The organism is Microbacterium testaceum StLB037 (assembly GCF_008763945.1).
Classification (GTDB): Bacteria; Actinomycetota; Actinomycetes; order Actinomycetales; family Microbacteriaceae; genus Microbacterium; species Microbacterium testaceum_G.
Genome location: NZ_VTQH01000001.1, coordinates 356,171 through 372,249 on the forward strand (window position 1 = coordinate 356,171; position 16,079 = coordinate 372,249).

Annotated in this window: 12 protein-coding genes; 1 reads left to right on the forward strand and 11 read right to left on the reverse strand. The window is 71.7% G+C overall.

Translation table 11 applies throughout. The features are described from left to right. Positions 1 to 95: 95 nt before the first annotated feature. The 8 genes from F9B98_RS01750 to F9B98_RS01785 form a co-directional block, all read right to left on the reverse strand. On the reverse strand, positions 96 to 689 hold the full coding sequence (locus tag F9B98_RS01750; protein WP_150952016.1) for a GrpB family protein: 594 nt from the start codon (positions 687 to 689) through the stop codon (positions 96 to 98). Between the two features lie 9 nt (positions 690 to 698). Next, the gene (prfA, locus tag F9B98_RS01755) at positions 699 to 1,775 is read right to left on the reverse strand and encodes a peptide chain release factor 1 (protein ID WP_150952020.1); all 1,077 of its coding nucleotides are present in this window, start codon (positions 1,773 to 1,775) and stop codon (positions 699 to 701) included. A gap of 32 nt (positions 1,776 to 1,807) precedes the next feature. Continuing rightward, entirely contained in the window at positions 1,808 to 4,054 is a 2,247-nt protein-coding gene (rho, locus tag F9B98_RS01760) for a transcription termination factor Rho (RefSeq protein ID WP_191966622.1), read from the reverse strand. A gap of 152 nt (positions 4,055 to 4,206) precedes the next feature. Beyond that, positions 4,207 to 5,139 (reverse strand): homoserine kinase, encoded by a 933-nt coding sequence (thrB, locus tag F9B98_RS01765; RefSeq protein ID WP_150952023.1) that lies wholly within the window; start codon positions 5,137 to 5,139, stop codon positions 4,207 to 4,209. After that, a complete protein-coding gene (gene thrC, locus F9B98_RS01770) occupies positions 5,136 to 6,218 on the reverse strand; it encodes a threonine synthase (RefSeq protein WP_150952026.1) in 1,083 nt (360 codons plus the stop codon). Before thrC ends, thrB begins: the two co-directional genes overlap by 4 nt. A 1-nt stretch (position 6,219) precedes the next feature. Further along, entirely contained in the window at positions 6,220 to 7,542 is a 1,323-nt protein-coding gene (locus F9B98_RS01775) for a homoserine dehydrogenase (RefSeq protein ID WP_150952029.1), read from the reverse strand. Then, on the reverse strand, positions 7,539 to 8,969 hold the full coding sequence (lysA, locus tag F9B98_RS01780) for a diaminopimelate decarboxylase (RefSeq protein ID WP_191966623.1): 1,431 nt from the start codon (positions 8,967 to 8,969) through the stop codon (positions 7,539 to 7,541). Before lysA ends, F9B98_RS01775 begins: the two co-directional genes overlap by 4 nt. A gap of 137 nt (positions 8,970 to 9,106) precedes the next feature. Beyond that, positions 9,107 to 11,404, reverse strand: coding sequence for a M60 family metallopeptidase (locus F9B98_RS01785; protein WP_150952035.1), 2,298 nt, complete (start codon positions 11,402 to 11,404; stop codon positions 9,107 to 9,109). Between the two features lie 249 nt (positions 11,405 to 11,653). On the opposite strand from F9B98_RS01785, the gene F9B98_RS01790 reads away from it, so the two are divergent. After that, a complete protein-coding gene (locus tag F9B98_RS01790) occupies positions 11,654 to 12,757 on the forward strand; it encodes an ATP-binding protein (RefSeq protein ID WP_150952038.1) in 1,104 nt (367 codons plus the stop codon). A gap of 4 nt (positions 12,758 to 12,761) precedes the next feature. On the opposite strand, the gene F9B98_RS01795 is transcribed toward F9B98_RS01790, so the two are convergent. Genes F9B98_RS01795 through F9B98_RS01805 form a run of 3 tightly spaced genes read right to left on the reverse strand, consistent with a single transcriptional unit; the run spans position 12,762 to position 16,043 of the window. Then, positions 12,762 to 13,532: a DUF2993 domain-containing protein gene (locus F9B98_RS01795; protein WP_150952041.1), complete on the reverse strand. Its 771-nt coding sequence runs from the start codon at positions 13,530 to 13,532 to the stop codon at positions 12,762 to 12,764. Between the two features lie 3 nt (positions 13,533 to 13,535). Beyond that, entirely contained in the window at positions 13,536 to 15,200 is a 1,665-nt protein-coding gene (locus F9B98_RS01800) for an arginine--tRNA ligase (RefSeq protein WP_150952044.1), read from the reverse strand. A 39-nt stretch (positions 15,201 to 15,239) separates the two neighbouring features. Next, a complete protein-coding gene (locus F9B98_RS01805) occupies positions 15,240 to 16,043 on the reverse strand; it encodes a transglutaminase-like domain-containing protein (RefSeq protein ID WP_150952047.1) in 804 nt (267 codons plus the stop codon). Positions 16,044 to 16,079 lie beyond the last annotated feature (36 nt).

Consider the following 16,079-nt stretch of genomic DNA (forward strand, 5'->3'; position numbering starts at 1 on the left):
CAACGCAGGAGATCCGGTCTCTGTCGGCCTCCGGCGCCGGTCAGCGGACGGGCGGCGTCCGGGAATCCTGCGTTGGGGTCCCGGAAGGGCGGCCGTCAGCCGGACAAACCCGCCGCGGCGAACGCGCGCGCGTAGATCTCGCGGATCACACCCTCTTTGCGCGCGTTGTATTCGCTCATCAAGCCGTCGGTGGCCACCGCGCGTTTGACGGCGGCGTACCGCTCTCGATCAGCCTCGTCGGCGCGCAGCCAGTCGCGGAAGATGCGGTGCCGCGCGGCCTCGGGGCTCTCGGGCGGCCACACGTGCAGGTTCGCAGCCGGGTCTGCGGAGACCAGGCAGCGGTGCCCGAGCCACCACGGCTCGCGCACCCGCAGCACGAAGCCGAGCGTCTCGAGGGCGGGGACGTACGCGTCCTCGTCATCGGTGTCGGCGACCGTCAGGTCGATGTCGATGACCGGCTTGGCGGCCAGCCCGGGCACCGACGTCGAACCGACGTGCTCGACCTCGAGAGCGCGGTCTCCCAGCGCCTCGACGATCCGAGCGCGGAGCGTCGCGAAGACGTCGGGCCAGGCGGCATCCGGATCCACGATCTCGATGCGCCGCACCTGCTCGGGGACACCGACCCACGGCGAGAGTCCGGGCGGGGGCGGGGTGTCGTCGAACGACACGATCTGAGCGGCGGTGAGCACCACCCGAGCTTAGGAGTCGGCGAGGGCCGCGAGGCGCGCTTCTTCGTCGGCGGTGATCGCCGACTCGATGATCGGGCCCAGGGCGCCGTCCATCACCTGATCGAGGTTGTACGCCTTGTACCCGGTGCGGTGGTCGGCGATGCGGTTCTCAGGGAAGTTGTACGTGCGGATGCGCTCGGATCGGTCCATGCCGCGGATCTGCGATTTGCGGGCGTCGGCGGCGACGGCGTCGCGCTCCTCCTGCTGCTTGGCGAGCAGGCGGGCGCGGAGCACGCGCATGCCGGCCTCGCGGTTCTGCAGCTGCGACTTCTCGTTCTGCATCGACACGACGATCCCGGTGGGCACGTGCGTGATGCGCACGGCGGAGTCGGTCGTGTTGACCGACTGACCACCGGGGCCCGATGAGCGGAAGACGTCGATCTTCAGGTCGTTCGGGTCGATCGCGACCTCTTCGGGTTCGTCGACCTCGGGGAAGACGAGGACGCCGGTCGTGGAGGTGTGGATGCGCCCCTGCGACTCGGTGGCGGGCACGCGTTGGACGCGGTGCACACCACCCTCGTACTTCAGGTGCGCCCACACGCCCTGGGCGGGGTCGCTCGAGGAGCCCTTGATCGCGACCTGGACGTCTTTGTAACCGCCGAGGTCGGACTCGGTGCGTTCCAGCAGCTCCGTCTTCCAGCCCATGGATGCCGCGTACTGCAGATACATGCGCAGGAGGTCGGCCGCGAACAACGCGCTCTCCGCTCCCCCCTCGCCGCCCTTGATCTCCATGATCACGTCACGGGCGTCGTCGGGGTCACGCGGGATGAGCAGGCGCCGCAGACGCTCCTGCGTCTCGGCGACGCGCTCCTCCAGAGCCGGCACCTCCTCGGCGAACGCCTCGTCTTCACGGGCGAGCTCGCGGGCGGCATCCAGATCTTCGGATGCCGCGGTCCAGGCGCCGTAGGCGTGCACCACGCGGCTGAGCTCGGCGTAGCGCCGGTTCACCCGCTTGGCGCGCGCGGCATCGGCGTGCACCGCGGGATCGTTCAGCTCGAGCTCGACCGCCTTGTGCTCGTCGAGCAGTCCGCGGACCGACTCGAACATCGAGGGCACCGACATGGCGTCAGGCCGTCGGCTCAGCGGATGCTGTTGTCGTCACCGCCGCGCGCGGGCGCCGGGATCGACTTCTGCATCTGCACGAGGAACTCGACGTTCGACTGCGTCTCCTTGAGCTTGCCGAGCACGACCTCGAGGGCCTGCTGGGGCTCGAGACCGGCCAGCGCGCGACGCAGCTTCCAGGTGATCTTGACCTCGTCGTTCGACAGCAGCATCTCTTCGCGACGCGTACTCGACGCGTTGACGTCGACGGCCGGGAAGATGCGCTTGTCGGCGAGCTGGCGGTTCAGGCGCAGTTCGCTGTTACCGGTGCCCTTGAACTCCTCGAAGATGACGTCGTCCATCTTGGAGCCGGTCTCGACCAGGGCCGTCGCGAGGATCGTGAGCGATCCGCCGTTCTCGATGTTGCGCGCGGCGCCGAAGAAGCGCTTGGGCGGGTACAGCGCCGAGGCGTCGACACCACCGGAGAGCACGCGGCCCGAGGTGGGGGCGGCGAGGTTGTAGGCGCGGCCGAGGCGGGTGATCGAGTCGAGCAGCACGACCACGTCGCGCCCGAGCTCGACGAGACGCTTCGCGCGCTCGATGGCGAGCTCGGCGACCGTGGTGTGGTCTTCGGCCGGGCGGTCGAACGTCGAGGCGATGACCTCGCCGCGGACGGTCCGCTGCATGTCGGTGACCTCTTCGGGACGCTCGTCGACGAGCACGACCATGAGGTGGACCTCGGGGTTGTTCGTCGCGATCGCGTTGGCGATCTGCTGCAGCACGATGGTCTTGCCCGCCTTGGGGGGCGCGACGATCAGGCCGCGCTGGCCCTTGCCGACGGGGGCGACCAGGTCGATGATGCGCTGCGTGAGCTTCTCGGGACCGGTCTCGAGGCGGAGGCGCTCCTGCGGGTACAGGGGCGTGAGGTTGGTGAATTCGACGCGCGCCGCGGCATCGTCGACGGACAGGCCGTTGATCGAGTCGACCTGCACGAGGGCGTTGTACTTCTGGCGCCCCTGCTGCTCGCCCTCGCGGGGCTGCTTGATGGCGCCGACGACGGCGTCACCCTTGCGCAGGTTGTACTTCTTCACCTGGCCGAGCGAGACGTAGACGTCGCTCGGGCCGGGCAGGTAGCCCGTGGTGCGCACGAACGCGTAGTTGTCGAGCACGTCGAGCACACCGGCGATGGGAACGAGGACGTCGTCCTCGCCGATCTCGGTCTCGAACTCGTCGCCCGTGGTGTTCTGGCCGCGGCGCTTGTTGCGCTGACGGTTGCGGCTGTTCGCCGCCCCGCCCTGCTGCTGCTGGGCCTGCTGGCCGTTCTGCGCGTTGTCGCGCTGGCCGTTCTCACGCTGACCGTTCTCACGCTGACCCTTGTCGGCCGCCTCCGCCTCGTCGGCGGCGGGCGCCGGGGCCTCGGTCTTGTCGGCGTCGGCCTTGTTGCGGTTGCGGTTGCGGGAGCGGCTGCGACCCCGGCCGCGGGCCGGCGTCTCGTCGGCCTGCTCGGTGCCGTCGGTCGCGGCGCCCTCGGCCTGCTCGGCGTCCGTCGACGCGGATCCGGCGGCGGCGTCGCTCGAGGCGGCGGCGGGCGCGGTCGCGGCGTCCGTTGCGGCAGCCTCATCCGAGGAGGCTTCGGTCGCGGGGGCCTCTGCCTGGGTGGCTTCGGCGGCGGGGGCCTCGTCGACGGTCGGCGTCTCGGCGGCGACCTCGGCGTCGGCGGCGACATCGGCGGCGGTGGTGACGGGCGTGGTGGCGTCGGCGGGCTCCGCGACGGCCGGGGCCTCGGCGGCGGCGGCGTCCGCGGCAGCGGCGTCCACAGCAGCAGCCTCTGCGGCAGCGGCCTCGGCCGCGGCCTTCTCTTCGGCGGTGGCGCTCTTCGCACGGCGCGGGGCGCGCTTGCGCGGGGCGCGAGCGGGCTTCTCGGCGGGCGCGGGCTCTTCCACCGGAGCCTCGGCAGCAGGCGCCTCGGCAGCGGCGGCCTCGTCCGCCGCGGGGGCGTCGGCGGCGGGCGCGGCGTCGGTGGCGGGCGCGGCGTCGGCGGCGGGCGCGGCGTCAGCGGCGGGCGCCTCGGCCAGAGTGTCCTCGGTGAACAGCGCCTCGGGCTGCGCGTCGGCGGCAGCCGCGTCCGCCTCGGCGGGCTCCTCCGCGGCGGGGGCGTCAGCGCCCTCGGCGGCGGCCTCGGTGGCCTGTTCGATGTCGGTGCCCTGTGCAGCAGCGGTGGGCTGCTCGTCGGTCTCGGCGCCCTCGGGCGCGTCGACGGGCTGGGTCTCGGAGATGGACTCCACGAGTGCTCCTCAGAAAATGACGGTGATCAGATCGCGCTTCGCCAAGCAGAACGCAGACGAAGGACACCAGCGGTTCGGGAGAGTGCAGCCGTTACCGGGTTCGCGATGTGTTGCGGATTTCGCAGGTGGTGCAGAGGCTCAGATTCGCGAAGTTACGCGGAACCCTCTGCGTTTTTCACTGTACCACCCTTGACGTCGACGGCGAGCATGAGCGCCTGCCACGGAATGTCGACCACGGATGCCATAAGATCTGCGGCTGCAAGTCGCTGCCCCGGCCCGTCGGCGAGCACGAGCACGCTGGGTCCGGCACCCGAGACGACGGCGGCGTAGTCCTCGGCCCGCAGCGCCCGCACGAGGCGGTCGGTCTCGGGCATCGCCTGCGCGCGGTAGTTCTGATGCAGCTTGTCTTCGGTGGCCGCCATCAGCAGCTCGGGGCTCTGGGTCATCGCGGCGATCAGCAACGCCGAGCGCGAGACGTTGAACACCGCGTCCTCGCGCGGCACCTGCAGCGGCTGGAGGCTCCGGGCCACGGCGGTCGACATCGTGAAGCTCGGCACGAACACCAGCGGCGAGACGCCGCGGTGCACGATCAGTTGCTTGTGCTGGGGGCCCTCGGCATCCATCCACGCGATCGTGAGGCCGCCGAACAGGCCCGGGGCGACGTTGTCGGGGTGCCCCTCCAGCTCGGTCGCCAGGCGCAGCAGGTCGACGTCGCTGAAGGCGACCTCTCCCTCGAGCAGGCCCTTGGCGGCCAGGATGCCGGCCACCACGGCGGCGCCGGACGAGCCCATGCCTCGCCCGTGCGGGATGACGTTGTGCGCGGTCAGTCGCACCCCCGGGAGGGTGCGGCCGACCGAGGCGTACGTGTGCGCCATCGCGCGCACGACGAGGTGCGACGCGTCGCGGGGGACGTCGGCCGTCCCCTCTCCTTCGACCTCGATCTCGAGGCGGTCGCCGTCGAGCTGCTCGACGACGAGCTCGTCGTAGACGCTCAGCGCGAGACCGAGGGTGTCGAAGCCGGGCCCGAGGTTAGCGCTGGTGGCGGGAACGCGGACGGCGACCCGACGACCGGGGCCTGAGCTCACGCGGTCACCGGCTGCAGGTCGAGCACGGAGGCGACCTCCGAGGTGGCGGCGTCGACGACCGTGGGCGTGACGTCGGTGCCGTCGGCACGACGCAGAGCCCACTGCGGGTCTTTGAGCCCGTGGCCCGTGACCGTGAGGACGACCTTGGCCCCGGCGGGGATGACCCCGGCCTCGGCCCGCTCGAGCAGACCCGCGACGCTGATCGCCGAGGCGGGCTCGACGAAGATGCCCACCTCTCCGGCGAGGATCTTCTGCGCCTCGAGGATGCCGGCGTCGTCGATCGCGCCGAAGTAGCCGTCGGTGTCGTCGCGCGCCTCGAGGGCGAGCTCCCACGACGCGGGGTTGCCGATGCGGATCGCGCTCGCGATGGTCTCGGGCTGCTTCACGACCTCGCCGCGCACGAGCGGTGCGGAACCGGCGGCCTGGAAGCCGAACATTCGGGGCACGCGCGTGGCGACGCCGCGGGCGGCCTCTTCGCGGTAGCCGCGCGAGTACGCGGTGTAGTTGCCGGCGTTCCCGACCGGGATGACGTGGAAGTCGGGGGCGTCGCCGAGGACCTCGACGACCTCGTACGCCGCGGTCTTCTGACCCTCGATGCGGTCGGGGTTGACCGAGTTGACCAGGTGCACCGGGTAGTGGTCGGCGAGCTCGCGGGCGATCTCGAGGCAGTCGTCGAAGTTGCCGCGGATCTGGATGAGGCGGCCGTTGTGGGCGACGGCCTGGCTGAGCTTGCCCATGGCGATCTTGCCCTCGGGCACGAGCACCGCCGCGGTGATGCCGGCGTGGGCGGCGTAGGCCGCGGCCGAGGCCGAGGTGTTGCCTGTCGAGGCGCAGATGACGGCTTTCGCGCCGTGCTCGACGGCCCGCGAGAGGGCCACGGTCATGCCGCGGTCCTTGAACGAGCCGGTGGGGTTCATGCCCTCGTACTTGACCCACACGTCGGCGCCGGTGCGACGCGACAGCGCGGGTGCGGGCAGCAGCGGCGTGCCGCCCTCGCCGAGGGTGACGACGGTGGAGGCGTCGGTGACACCCAGACGGTCGGCGTATTCGCGGAGGACTCCGCCCCAGAGGTGTGCCATGTCAGTTCCCTTCCACACGCAGCACGGAGACCACGCGCTCGACGACGCCGCTTGCGGCGAGACGCTCGACGGTCTCGCTCAAATCCTGCTCGCGGGCCTTGTGTGTTCCGATGACCAGGCGGGCCGAGCCGCCGGTCTGAGTGGTCTGGTCCGCCTCGATGACGGTCTGCTCGACGGTCGCGATCGACACGCGCCCCTCGCTGAGGATCCCGGCGACGGTCGCCAGGACGCCCGGCTGATCGTCGACCTCGAGGGTGATCTGGTAGCGCGTGATGACGTGCCCGATCGGCACGGCGGGCAGGTTCGCGCGCGTCGACTCGCCGACGCCCACACCGCCGGCGATGTGACGACGCGCGGCCGAGACGACGTCGCCGAGAACGGCGGAGGCCGTCTGCACGCCCCCGGCGCCGGCGCCGTAGAACATCAGGTCGCCCGCGGCCTCGGCCTGGACGAAGACGGCGTTGTTGGCGCCGTGGACGCTCGCGAGCGGGTGCGTCCGGTCGACGAGAGCGGGATAGACGCGAACCGAGATGGACTCCGAGCCGTCGGCGGCCGTCAGGCGCTCGCAGACCGCGAGGAGCTTGATGACGTAACCGGCGTGACGCGCCGACTCGATCATCGCGGCGTCGACCGAGGTGATGCCCTCGCGGTGGACGGCATCCAGGGGAACCGTGGTGTGGAAGGCGAGGCTCGCGAGGATCGCCGCCTTCTGCGCGGCGTCGTAGCCCTCGACGTCGGCGGTGGGGTCGGCCTCGGCGTAGCCGAGGGCCTGCGCCTGGGCGAGCACGTCGGCGAAGTCGGCGCCCTCGGTGTCCATGCGGTCGAGGATGTAGTTCGTCGTGCCGTTGACGATGCCCATGATCCGCACGACGCGGTCGCCGGCGAGCGAGTCGCGCAGCGGCCGGATGATGGGGATGGCGCCCGCGGCGGCGGCCTCGTAGTAGACCTCGGCACCCACCTGGTCGGCGGCCTCGAAGACCTCGGAGCCGTGGGTGGCCAGCAGCGCCTTGTTGGCGGTGACGACGTCGGCGCCCGAAGCGATCGCGTGCAGCACCTGCGTGCGGGCGGGCTCGATGCCGCCCATGAGCTCGATGACGATGTCGCTGCCGACGATGAGGGTCTCGGCGTCGGTGGTGAACAGCTCCTGCGGCAGCTCGACGTCGCGTTTGGCGTCGAGGTTGCGCACGGCGATGCCGGCGAGTTCGAGCTTCGCGCCCGCGCGGTCGGCGAGCTCGTCGCCGTGCTTGAGCAGCAGGTCGGCGACCTGCGAGCCGACGGCGCCGGCGCCGAGGAGCGCCACGCGGAGCGTGCGGTAGTCGGTCATTCGGTGTCTCCGTGGGGTGTAGCGGAAGAAGCGGATGCCGGGATCCCGGCGTCGCGCGAGAGGAGGTCGTCGATGCTCTCGCCGCGGACGATCACGCGGGCCTGTCCCCCGCGGACGGCGACGACCGGGGGGCGCGGCGTGTAGTTGTAGTTGCTCGCGAGCGAGAAGCAGTAAGCGCCGGTGGCCGGCACGGCGAGCAGGTCGCCGGGGGTGACGTCGGCGGGGAGGTACTCGGCATCCACCACGATGTCTCCCGACTCGCAGTGGTGGCCGACCACGCGCGAGAGCGCCGGCGTGGCGGAGCTCTCGCGCGAGACCAGCCGTGCCGAGAAGTCGGCGCCGTAGAGGGCGGGCCGGGCGTTGTCGCTCATGCCGCCGTCGACGCTGACGTAGGTGCGGTCGAGGTCTTCGCCCGCGGTCACGGTCTTGACCGTGCCGACCTCGTAGAGGGTGACACCGGCCTGACCGACGATCACGCGGCCCGGCTCGGTGGCGACGTCGGGCATCGGGATGCCGCGCACCGCGCACTCGTCGGCGATGGCGTCGACGATGCCGTCGGCGATCTCTTCGATGGGCTTCGGGTCGTCGACCGAGGTGTACGAGATCCCGAAGCCGCCGCCGACGTTGAGGAGGGGGATCTCTCCCCCGGCCAGCAGGTCGGCGTGCAGGTCGACCAGGCGGGCGGCCGACTCCCGGAAGCCGGAGGAGTCGAAGATCTGCGAGCCGATGTGGGCGTGCAGGCCGACGAAGCGCAGGCTCGGCAGCTCGCGGATCCGGGCCACGGCCTCGGCCGCCCCCTCGAGCGAGAAGCCGAACTTCTGGTCTTCGTGGGCCGTGGCGAGGAACGCGTGGGTCTCAGCATGGACGCCGGTGCGCACGCGCACGAGCACCGACTGCACGGCACCCCGGCGCTCGGCGATCGCGGCGAGACGCTCGATCTCGATCGGGCTGTCGACCACGACCGAGCCGATGCCCACCTCGACGGCGCGCTCGAGCTCGGACACGCTCTTGTTGTTGCCGTGGAAGCCCAGGCGCGCGGGGTCGGCGCCCCCGGCGAGCGCGACCTCGAGCTCCCCGCGCGTGCACACGTCGACCGAGAGCCCCTCGTCGACGACCCAGCGCACGACCTCGGTCGACAGGAACGCCTTTCCGGCGTAGTAGACGCGGGCCCGGATGCCGTGGCGAGCGGCCGCGGCGTCGAAGGCGGAGCGAGCGCGACAGGCGTGGGCGCGCACCTCGTCTTCGTCGAGGACGTACAGCGGCGTGCCGAAGCGGTCGCGCAGGTCGAAGACGGAGACCCCGCCGATCTCGACGGAGCCGTCGTCGACGCGGTGCGCCGAGGCGGGCCAGACGGAGGCGACGAGCTCGTTCGCTTCGGCCGGGGCGGTGAGCCAGTCGGGCACGAGCGCGGAGTGCGAGGCGGACACAGGGGGACCAATCGGGTTTTGCGGCGACGCGACGGCCGCGGATCACGGCTCCCACCCGCGCGGAGAGTCACGCGGCGGGCAGTCCTTGCAGTCTAGGGCACGACGTATGCCGCCCCTTTCCCACGCGACCCTCGCGGTCAGACCACGAAACGCCCGCCGGCGATCGTCAGGGTCTGAGGCCGCGTGGTCAGCGCATCGACCCGCGCGCTGTCGCGATACACGCGCACGCGGTCGACCTCCGCGGCGTCGACGACCAGGGTGAAGCCGTCGGCGATCGCGAGACCGTCGAGGGCGGCGACCACCTTGTCGTGCGTCTCGTCGCCGTTCACCGAGACCGTCGCGAGGTCGGTGCCCGCGGCATCCCGCAGCGTGAGCTCGTAATAAAGACGCCCCTGGAAGTAGTAGTCGTGGGGGCGGATCCCCGTCGAGGTCGCCGTGAGATGCGTGCCGTCGCGGCTGATCCCGACCCAGCCGGAGAGCCAGTCCATGATGCCCACGAACTTCAGCCCCGAGGCGACGGTGACCGGCGCCGTGCGCCACAGGGCCTCGAGGGTGCCGTCCGCGCCCTGCAGCACGACCGTGATGTGACCGCTGTCTGCGCCGAGGTCCTTCGCCGTGGACTCGGCGGCCACGAGCGTGCTGGTCGCGCCGCCGAGAGTGGACAGGGCCGTCACCCGCGCGGACGCGCCGTCGTGCTCGCCCAGATCGATCGAGCCGTCGACGAGCGAGAGCGCTCCGACGGGCAGGTCGTAGCCGACGGAGCGTTCCACGACGGCATCGTGGGAGTCGACGGCGACCCAGATCGGGTTCTGCAGCGCCGGGTAGGCCGAGAGGGATGACAGGACGGATGCCGACACCGGAACGCCCCACTGCGTGAAGAACGGTCCGAGATCGCGGTCGGCGACCTGGGACGCCATCTCGGCGAAGAGGTCTTTCTTGTCCTGATCGGGCTCCGGCATCGACCCGCCGCGGATGCGTCGCACGCGGTACGCCTGGTTGAGCGCGGGGTAGAAGCCGTCGCCGAACGATCGGCGCAGCTGCTCGAACAGGTACAGGCCCAGGAAGGGGTCGTCCGCGGTCAGTCGCTCGTGGTCGCGCTGGTCGAGCGGCTGCGAGAGGTACTGCGCGACGCGGTCCTTCCGGTCAGCCTCGTCGTCGAGGCGGTTCTGCCCGGTGAGCCGGTGCTGCAGGATGAGGGCCGAGATGTTGACGGTGACCTCCATCAGACCGCTCCAGCGATAGACGGGCGCCTGGAAGGTGTGCCCCACCTCGTGCCAGACGCCCCAGCTGTCGGTGTCGGTCAGCAGGGTCTCGCTCGCTCCCGTGTCGATCTGGAAGCACACCCATTGGCTGGTGGCGAACGCCCAGCCGCCGCCCGAGTCCGGTCCGCCGAAATAGACGCGTCCGGGCAGCTTCCGCCCGATCCCGACCGCCGCGTACGACAGGCCGTAGACGTCGCAGGTGTACTCCACGACCCGATCCAGACGCAGGATCACGTCGGCCGGATCCCAGGCGACCGCGCGCGCCGCCAGGTCGTCGACGAGGCGACGCTGCACATCGGCGAAGGCGCGCTGCCCGACGAGGGTGACCGCGGGAGCGCTCGGCCACGCCGCGAGCTGCGCGGCGAATTCGTCCGCTGTCGTCCGATCCTTCACCCACACCGGGTGCGGGGCTCCCCCGCTGAGGGTCAGCTCGACGGTGCGGTCGACGGACGTGTTCTGCACGTAGACGATGCCGTCCTGCGAGGCGATGACGTTCTGCCGCCCGGCGACGAGCGCGGTGGCCACGAGCTCCGTCTTCTGCCCGCCGTTGAGGTCTCGCCACGGCCCCCGGGTCCCGATGATCAGCGACACCGTCGTGGGCGCGTCCTCGGGCACGAGCACCTCGAGACTCTGGCCGGAGAGAACGTATCGGCCGGTCGGCTGGAGGTCGCTGTGCGGGAACTGCCGGTTCTCGAGGTTCACCACGTCGTTCTGCCGTCCGTGCGGCAGCGCGCTGACGCGGGTCGATCCGCCCGTCACGTCGTGCGCCACGACCCCTGCGGCGCGGACCTCGAACGTCGTGCTCGCCGTCCCGGACGCCGAGGACACCGTGAGGGTGCCCGTCTCGGCGATCGCGCCGGTGCGGACGCGCAGGGTCGTCTCGAAGACGCCCGAGTCGTCGGTGAGCCCGGACGGCTGGTCGATCACGCCCTGGTCGGGGTCGCCCAGCCAGAGGGCGAGCGCTTCTCCCCCGCGGCGGGCTCCGGTGTCGTCGACGCTGGTCGCACGGACCGTCAGCACCTCGTCCGGGTACGCCCACGGGCGAGACGTCGTCACGTCCCAGATGCGGACTCCGCTGACCGCCCACGCGGGCGTCGCCACGACGGTGGACACCGCGGGGACCGCCCAGGCTCCCGCGACGAGGACGGATCGGCGGGTGAGGGAAGAGGTCATCGGTCGCCTTTCACGGCACGTGCGGGGCCCGGGGCACGACCGAGCGGACGACGGGATCCTAGGTCTGATCGCGCGACGCGCCGGCTCGTTCGTCCCGGCCGCCCGACGGGTGAACCCGCAGGCCGGTCTTCGGCCCTGGGCCGCCCGCGGGTGAAAGAAGTGACCGTCCAGGGTGAGTCTTGGAGCGACGACAGCGGAGTCCCGCACCCGGCCCGAGGCCGCGCCTCCCGACGGCTCTACGGTAGGCCGGTGACCCCTTCCCTCCCCGCCGAACAGCTCATCGTCGACGCCGTCGGCGCCCGTATCGGCATCGACGTCTCGGGGCTCGACGCGACGGGTCGCGCGGCGATCGCTCGCGCGTGGGAGGACGCCCTCGCCCCCGGCTCCACTGCCGCCCTCACCGTCGTCACCCCCTCCACCGACGCACCTCTCGCCCAGATGCTGTCCGACCTGTCGAGCACCGTCACCCAGGCCGCGATCTCCGCGGGCCGCGGCACGCTGCTCCTGCTGCACGCGGCGGGACTCGCCACGGCCGACGGGCGGGTGAGCGTGCTGGTCGGCCCCTCGGGCGCGGGCAAGACGACGGCCACGCGCACCCTCGCCCGCCACCGCGGATACGTCACCGACGAGACGGTCGGCATTCGCGCCGACGGGACGGTGCACCCGTACCGCAAGCCGCTGTCGGTCATCACCGAGGGCCACGCGTTCAAGGTGCAGTCGTCCCCGGGCGAGCTCGGCCTGCGGCCGCTTCCCGACGCGCCGTTGCGCGTGGGCCGGTTCGTCCTCCTCGACCGTCGCGCGGAGCCGACGCCCGCGCGGCTGACGCCGATCGCCGACTCCGAGGCGCTGACCGCCCTGGCCCCGCACTGCAGCGCCCTCGCGGTGCTCCCCCGGCCGCTGCGCACGATGGCGCGCCTTCTCGGCGAGACCGGTGGCGCCCTGCGCGCGGAGTACTCCGAGGCGAGCGACCTCGTCGCACTCCTGAGCGACATGGATGCCGCAGAGCTCGCGCTCCCCTCCGGGGAACCGACCGACCCGTCGGTCGAGCACGACATCGCGCTGTCCCTCGACGACGGCGCCCCCGCCCCTCGCTACCGCAGACCCGAGGTCGCCGACTGGGTGCCCCTGACTGGCGGCCGCCTCGCGGTGCTCACCGCCGCGCACGACGGAGGCGGCACCCTCCGCGTCCTCGCGGGCCTCGCTCCCCTGCTGTGGGATCTCGCCCCCGGAGCATCGCGCGCCGCCGTGGTGCGGGCCATCGTCGACGAGATCGGCGATCCGGCCGCGGAGGCCGGGGTGCTCGGCATCCTGGACGAACTCGTCGAGGCGGGGCTCCTCGAGCTCTCGAGCTGAGTGCTCAGCCGCAGGTGCCGTCGCTCTGCAGCGCCGGATCGTTCAGGATGCCGCCGGCCACATCGAACGTCGCGACGAGGTCCTGCCCCTGGACGGTGGCGGAAGTCAGGGTGAGGCCCGCCGGAAGTCGGTCGGCGATGCACAGGCTCGTCGTCTTGAGCACCGAATCGGCGACGCCGCCGAACTGGGAGCGCAGCGTATCGGCGTCGATCGCGTTGCCGCCCACCTGGAACGTGGACGGCGTGAGGGTGAGATCGCCCGCGTCGGCGCCGGGGGTGACCCCGATGCCCACGGGGATCGCGATGCCGAAGAGCGAGAGCGAGGTCTCGATGTTCACGTCGGGCGCGGCGACGGTGACGGAGCTGGCCGGGAGGTCGGGGACCTCGGAGAGCAGCGCCTTGAGCTGGTCTGGGTTCAGGCGCACCGAGGCCACTCCCCCGTCCGCCGCGGCGTCGCCCGAGACGGGCACGCCACGGAGGTCGACGCGGACGTCGCCCGTGATGGGCCCGAGGGTGACGTCGTCCGACGACACCGTCACCTCGTTCAAACGCCCGCCGAGCAACTGCGGCAGGACCAGGCCCGCCACCGACACGGCGACGTCCTGGTCGTCGGGCAGGCCGACGTTCTTCACGACGAGCGAGCGCACCGTGCTGGTCACGACCGAGCGCGCGATGAACTCCGCGGCGACGACCGCGCCGGCCAGCAGCACGACCGCCACCACCAGGACGGCGATCCAGCGACCGGTCCGGCGGCGGGGAGCCGTGGCATCCGTCATCGTCTACATCCGCTCCGGAGCGCTGACGCCAAGGAGGTCGAGGCCGTTGCGCAGCACCTGACCCGTGGCGTCGTTCAGCCACAGACGCGTGCGGTGGACCGACTCCACGGGTGCGTCGCCGAGCGGGATGACACGGCAGTTGTCGTACCAGCGGTGGTACAGGCCCGCAAGCTCCTCGAGGTAGCGCGCGACGCGGTGCGGCTCGCGGACCTCGGCGGCGAACGCCACGACGCGCGGGTACTCCTGGAGCGCGCCGAGCAGCGCCGACTCGGTCTCGTGATCGAGCAGTTCGGGAGCGAACTCGGAGCGGTCGACGCCCGAGTCGGCGGCGTTGCGGGCGACGTTGTGCGTGCGCGCGTGGGCGTACTGCACGTAGAAGACGGGGTTGTCGTTGGTGCGCTTCTGCAGGATCTCGGGGTCGAGCGTCAACGGCGAATCGGCCGGGTAGCGCGCGAGCGAGTACCGCAGGGCGTCGGTGCCGAGCCACGCCTGCAGATCGTCGAGCTCGACGATGTTCCCCGCGCGCTTGGACAGGCGCGCGCCGTTGATCGAGACGAGCTGACCGATCAGCACCTCGATGTCCTTCTCGGGGTCGTCTCCCGCCGCGCCGGCGAGGGCCTTGAGGCGGTGCACGTAGCCGTGATGATCGGCACCGAGCAGGTAGATCTTGTGCGCGAATCCGCGGTCGCCCTTGTTGAGGTAGTACGCGGCGTCCGCGGCGAAGTAGGTGTACTCGCCGTTCGAGCGACGGATGACGCGGTTCTTGTCGTCACCGAAGTCGGTCGTGCGCACCCACACGGCGTCGTCTTCGTCGAAGACGTGGCCCTGCTCGCGCAGCCGGTCGACGGCCTCGTCGACGAGACTCGGCTGTCCCTCGATGCGGGCGTGCAGATCGCGCTCCGAGAACCAGACGTCGAAGTGGACGTTGAAACGCGCGAGGGAGGCCTGGATCTCGCCCAGCTGGAAGTCGTAGGCGAGCTCGGTGGCGACCGCGATCTGCTCCGCACGGTCGAGCTCGAGGATGTCGGCCCGGGCCGCCCGCACGCGCTCGGCGAGAGCGGCGATGTAGGCGCCGCCGTAGCCGTCTTCGGGGGTCGGCTCGCCCGCGATCGCGGCGACGACCGACCGGCCGAAGCGTTCCATCTGCGCGCCGGCGTCGTTGATGTAGAACTCGCGCACGAGCGTTGCGCCACTGGCCAGCAGGACGCGGGCGATCGCGTCGCCGAGAGCGGCCCAACGGGTGTGGCCGATGTGCAGCGGACCGGTGGGGTTGGCGCTGACGAACTCGAGGTTGATCGTGTTGCCGCGCTGGCTGTCGTTCGTTCCGAACGCCGCCCCCTGCTCGACGATCTGGCGCGCGAGCGCGCCGGCGGCAGCGGCGTCGAGGCGGATGTTGATGAAGCCGGGGCCGGCGACCTCGACGCTGGCGATGCCGTCGACGGCCTCGAGGCCCGCGGCGATCTCGGCCGCGAACTCGCGCGGGTTGGCGCCGACGACCTTCGACAGCTTGAGCGCGGCGTTCGACGCCCAGTCGCCGTGGTCACGGTTCTTCGGCCGCTCGAGCGGGAGGTCGGCCACCGTGATCCCGGCCGACGACCCCTCTCGTCGCCCCTCGGCAAGGGGGGCGATGACGGTGAGCAGGGCGGCGGAGAGGGCTGCAGGATCCATAACCCTGCAAGTCTAGGGCGCGGCGCCTGGGAGGCCGCGTCAGGCGATCCGCACCAGGGCCCGGTGATCGTCGGGCTCCGCCGCGGGGGCGTCTTCGAGCACGGCATCCACCCTCATCCGCTCGAGTCCCACGTACCCGCCGTGGAAACTGAGGAAGGCGCAGTCGGCCGCATCGCGCCCCGTAGCGATACGCACGAGCGAGCGCCGGTCGGCGAGGCGTGTCGCGTCGACGACGTACCAGGCGCCGTCGAGGTACGCCTCGGCGACGGCGTGGAAGTCCATCGGCTCGAGCCCGGGAGCGAAGCACGCGGTGTAGCGGGCGGGCATGTCCATCGCGCGCAGGAGAGCGATCACCACGTGCGCGTAGTCGCGGCAGACGCCCTGGCCTGTGGACAGGGTCGTCACGGCACTGTCGGTGCCGAGGCTGAGCCCGGGCGTGTAGGTGACGGTGGATGCCACGAAGTCCGACACCGCGGTGAGCAGCTCGCGCCCCGACAGACCGCGGAATTGCCGCCGGGCCTGGGCGAACACCTCGTCGGACTGGCAGTAGCGGCTCGGACGCAGGTAGCCGATCGTGTCGAGATCGGTCGTGCGAGGGCTCTCGGCGGAGCCGGAGACGACCGCTTCGTAGCGCACCGAGAGGGGGCCCTGGTCGGCGGTGAGCCGGTGCAGTCGACTGCCGGCGTGGTCGACGAGCTCCGTGGGCGCATAGGTGCGATCGCCCTGCGAGAACGTCAGGTCCTCGCTCGCGAGGGGTGCGCCCTGGGCGGCGGTGATCTGGAAGATGAGGTCGACGGAGGCCCCGAGATCGAGGTCGAGTTCAGCGGTCACGCGGCGCGGCACCGGGCAATCCTCGCACGCATTCCGACCCCCTCGGCG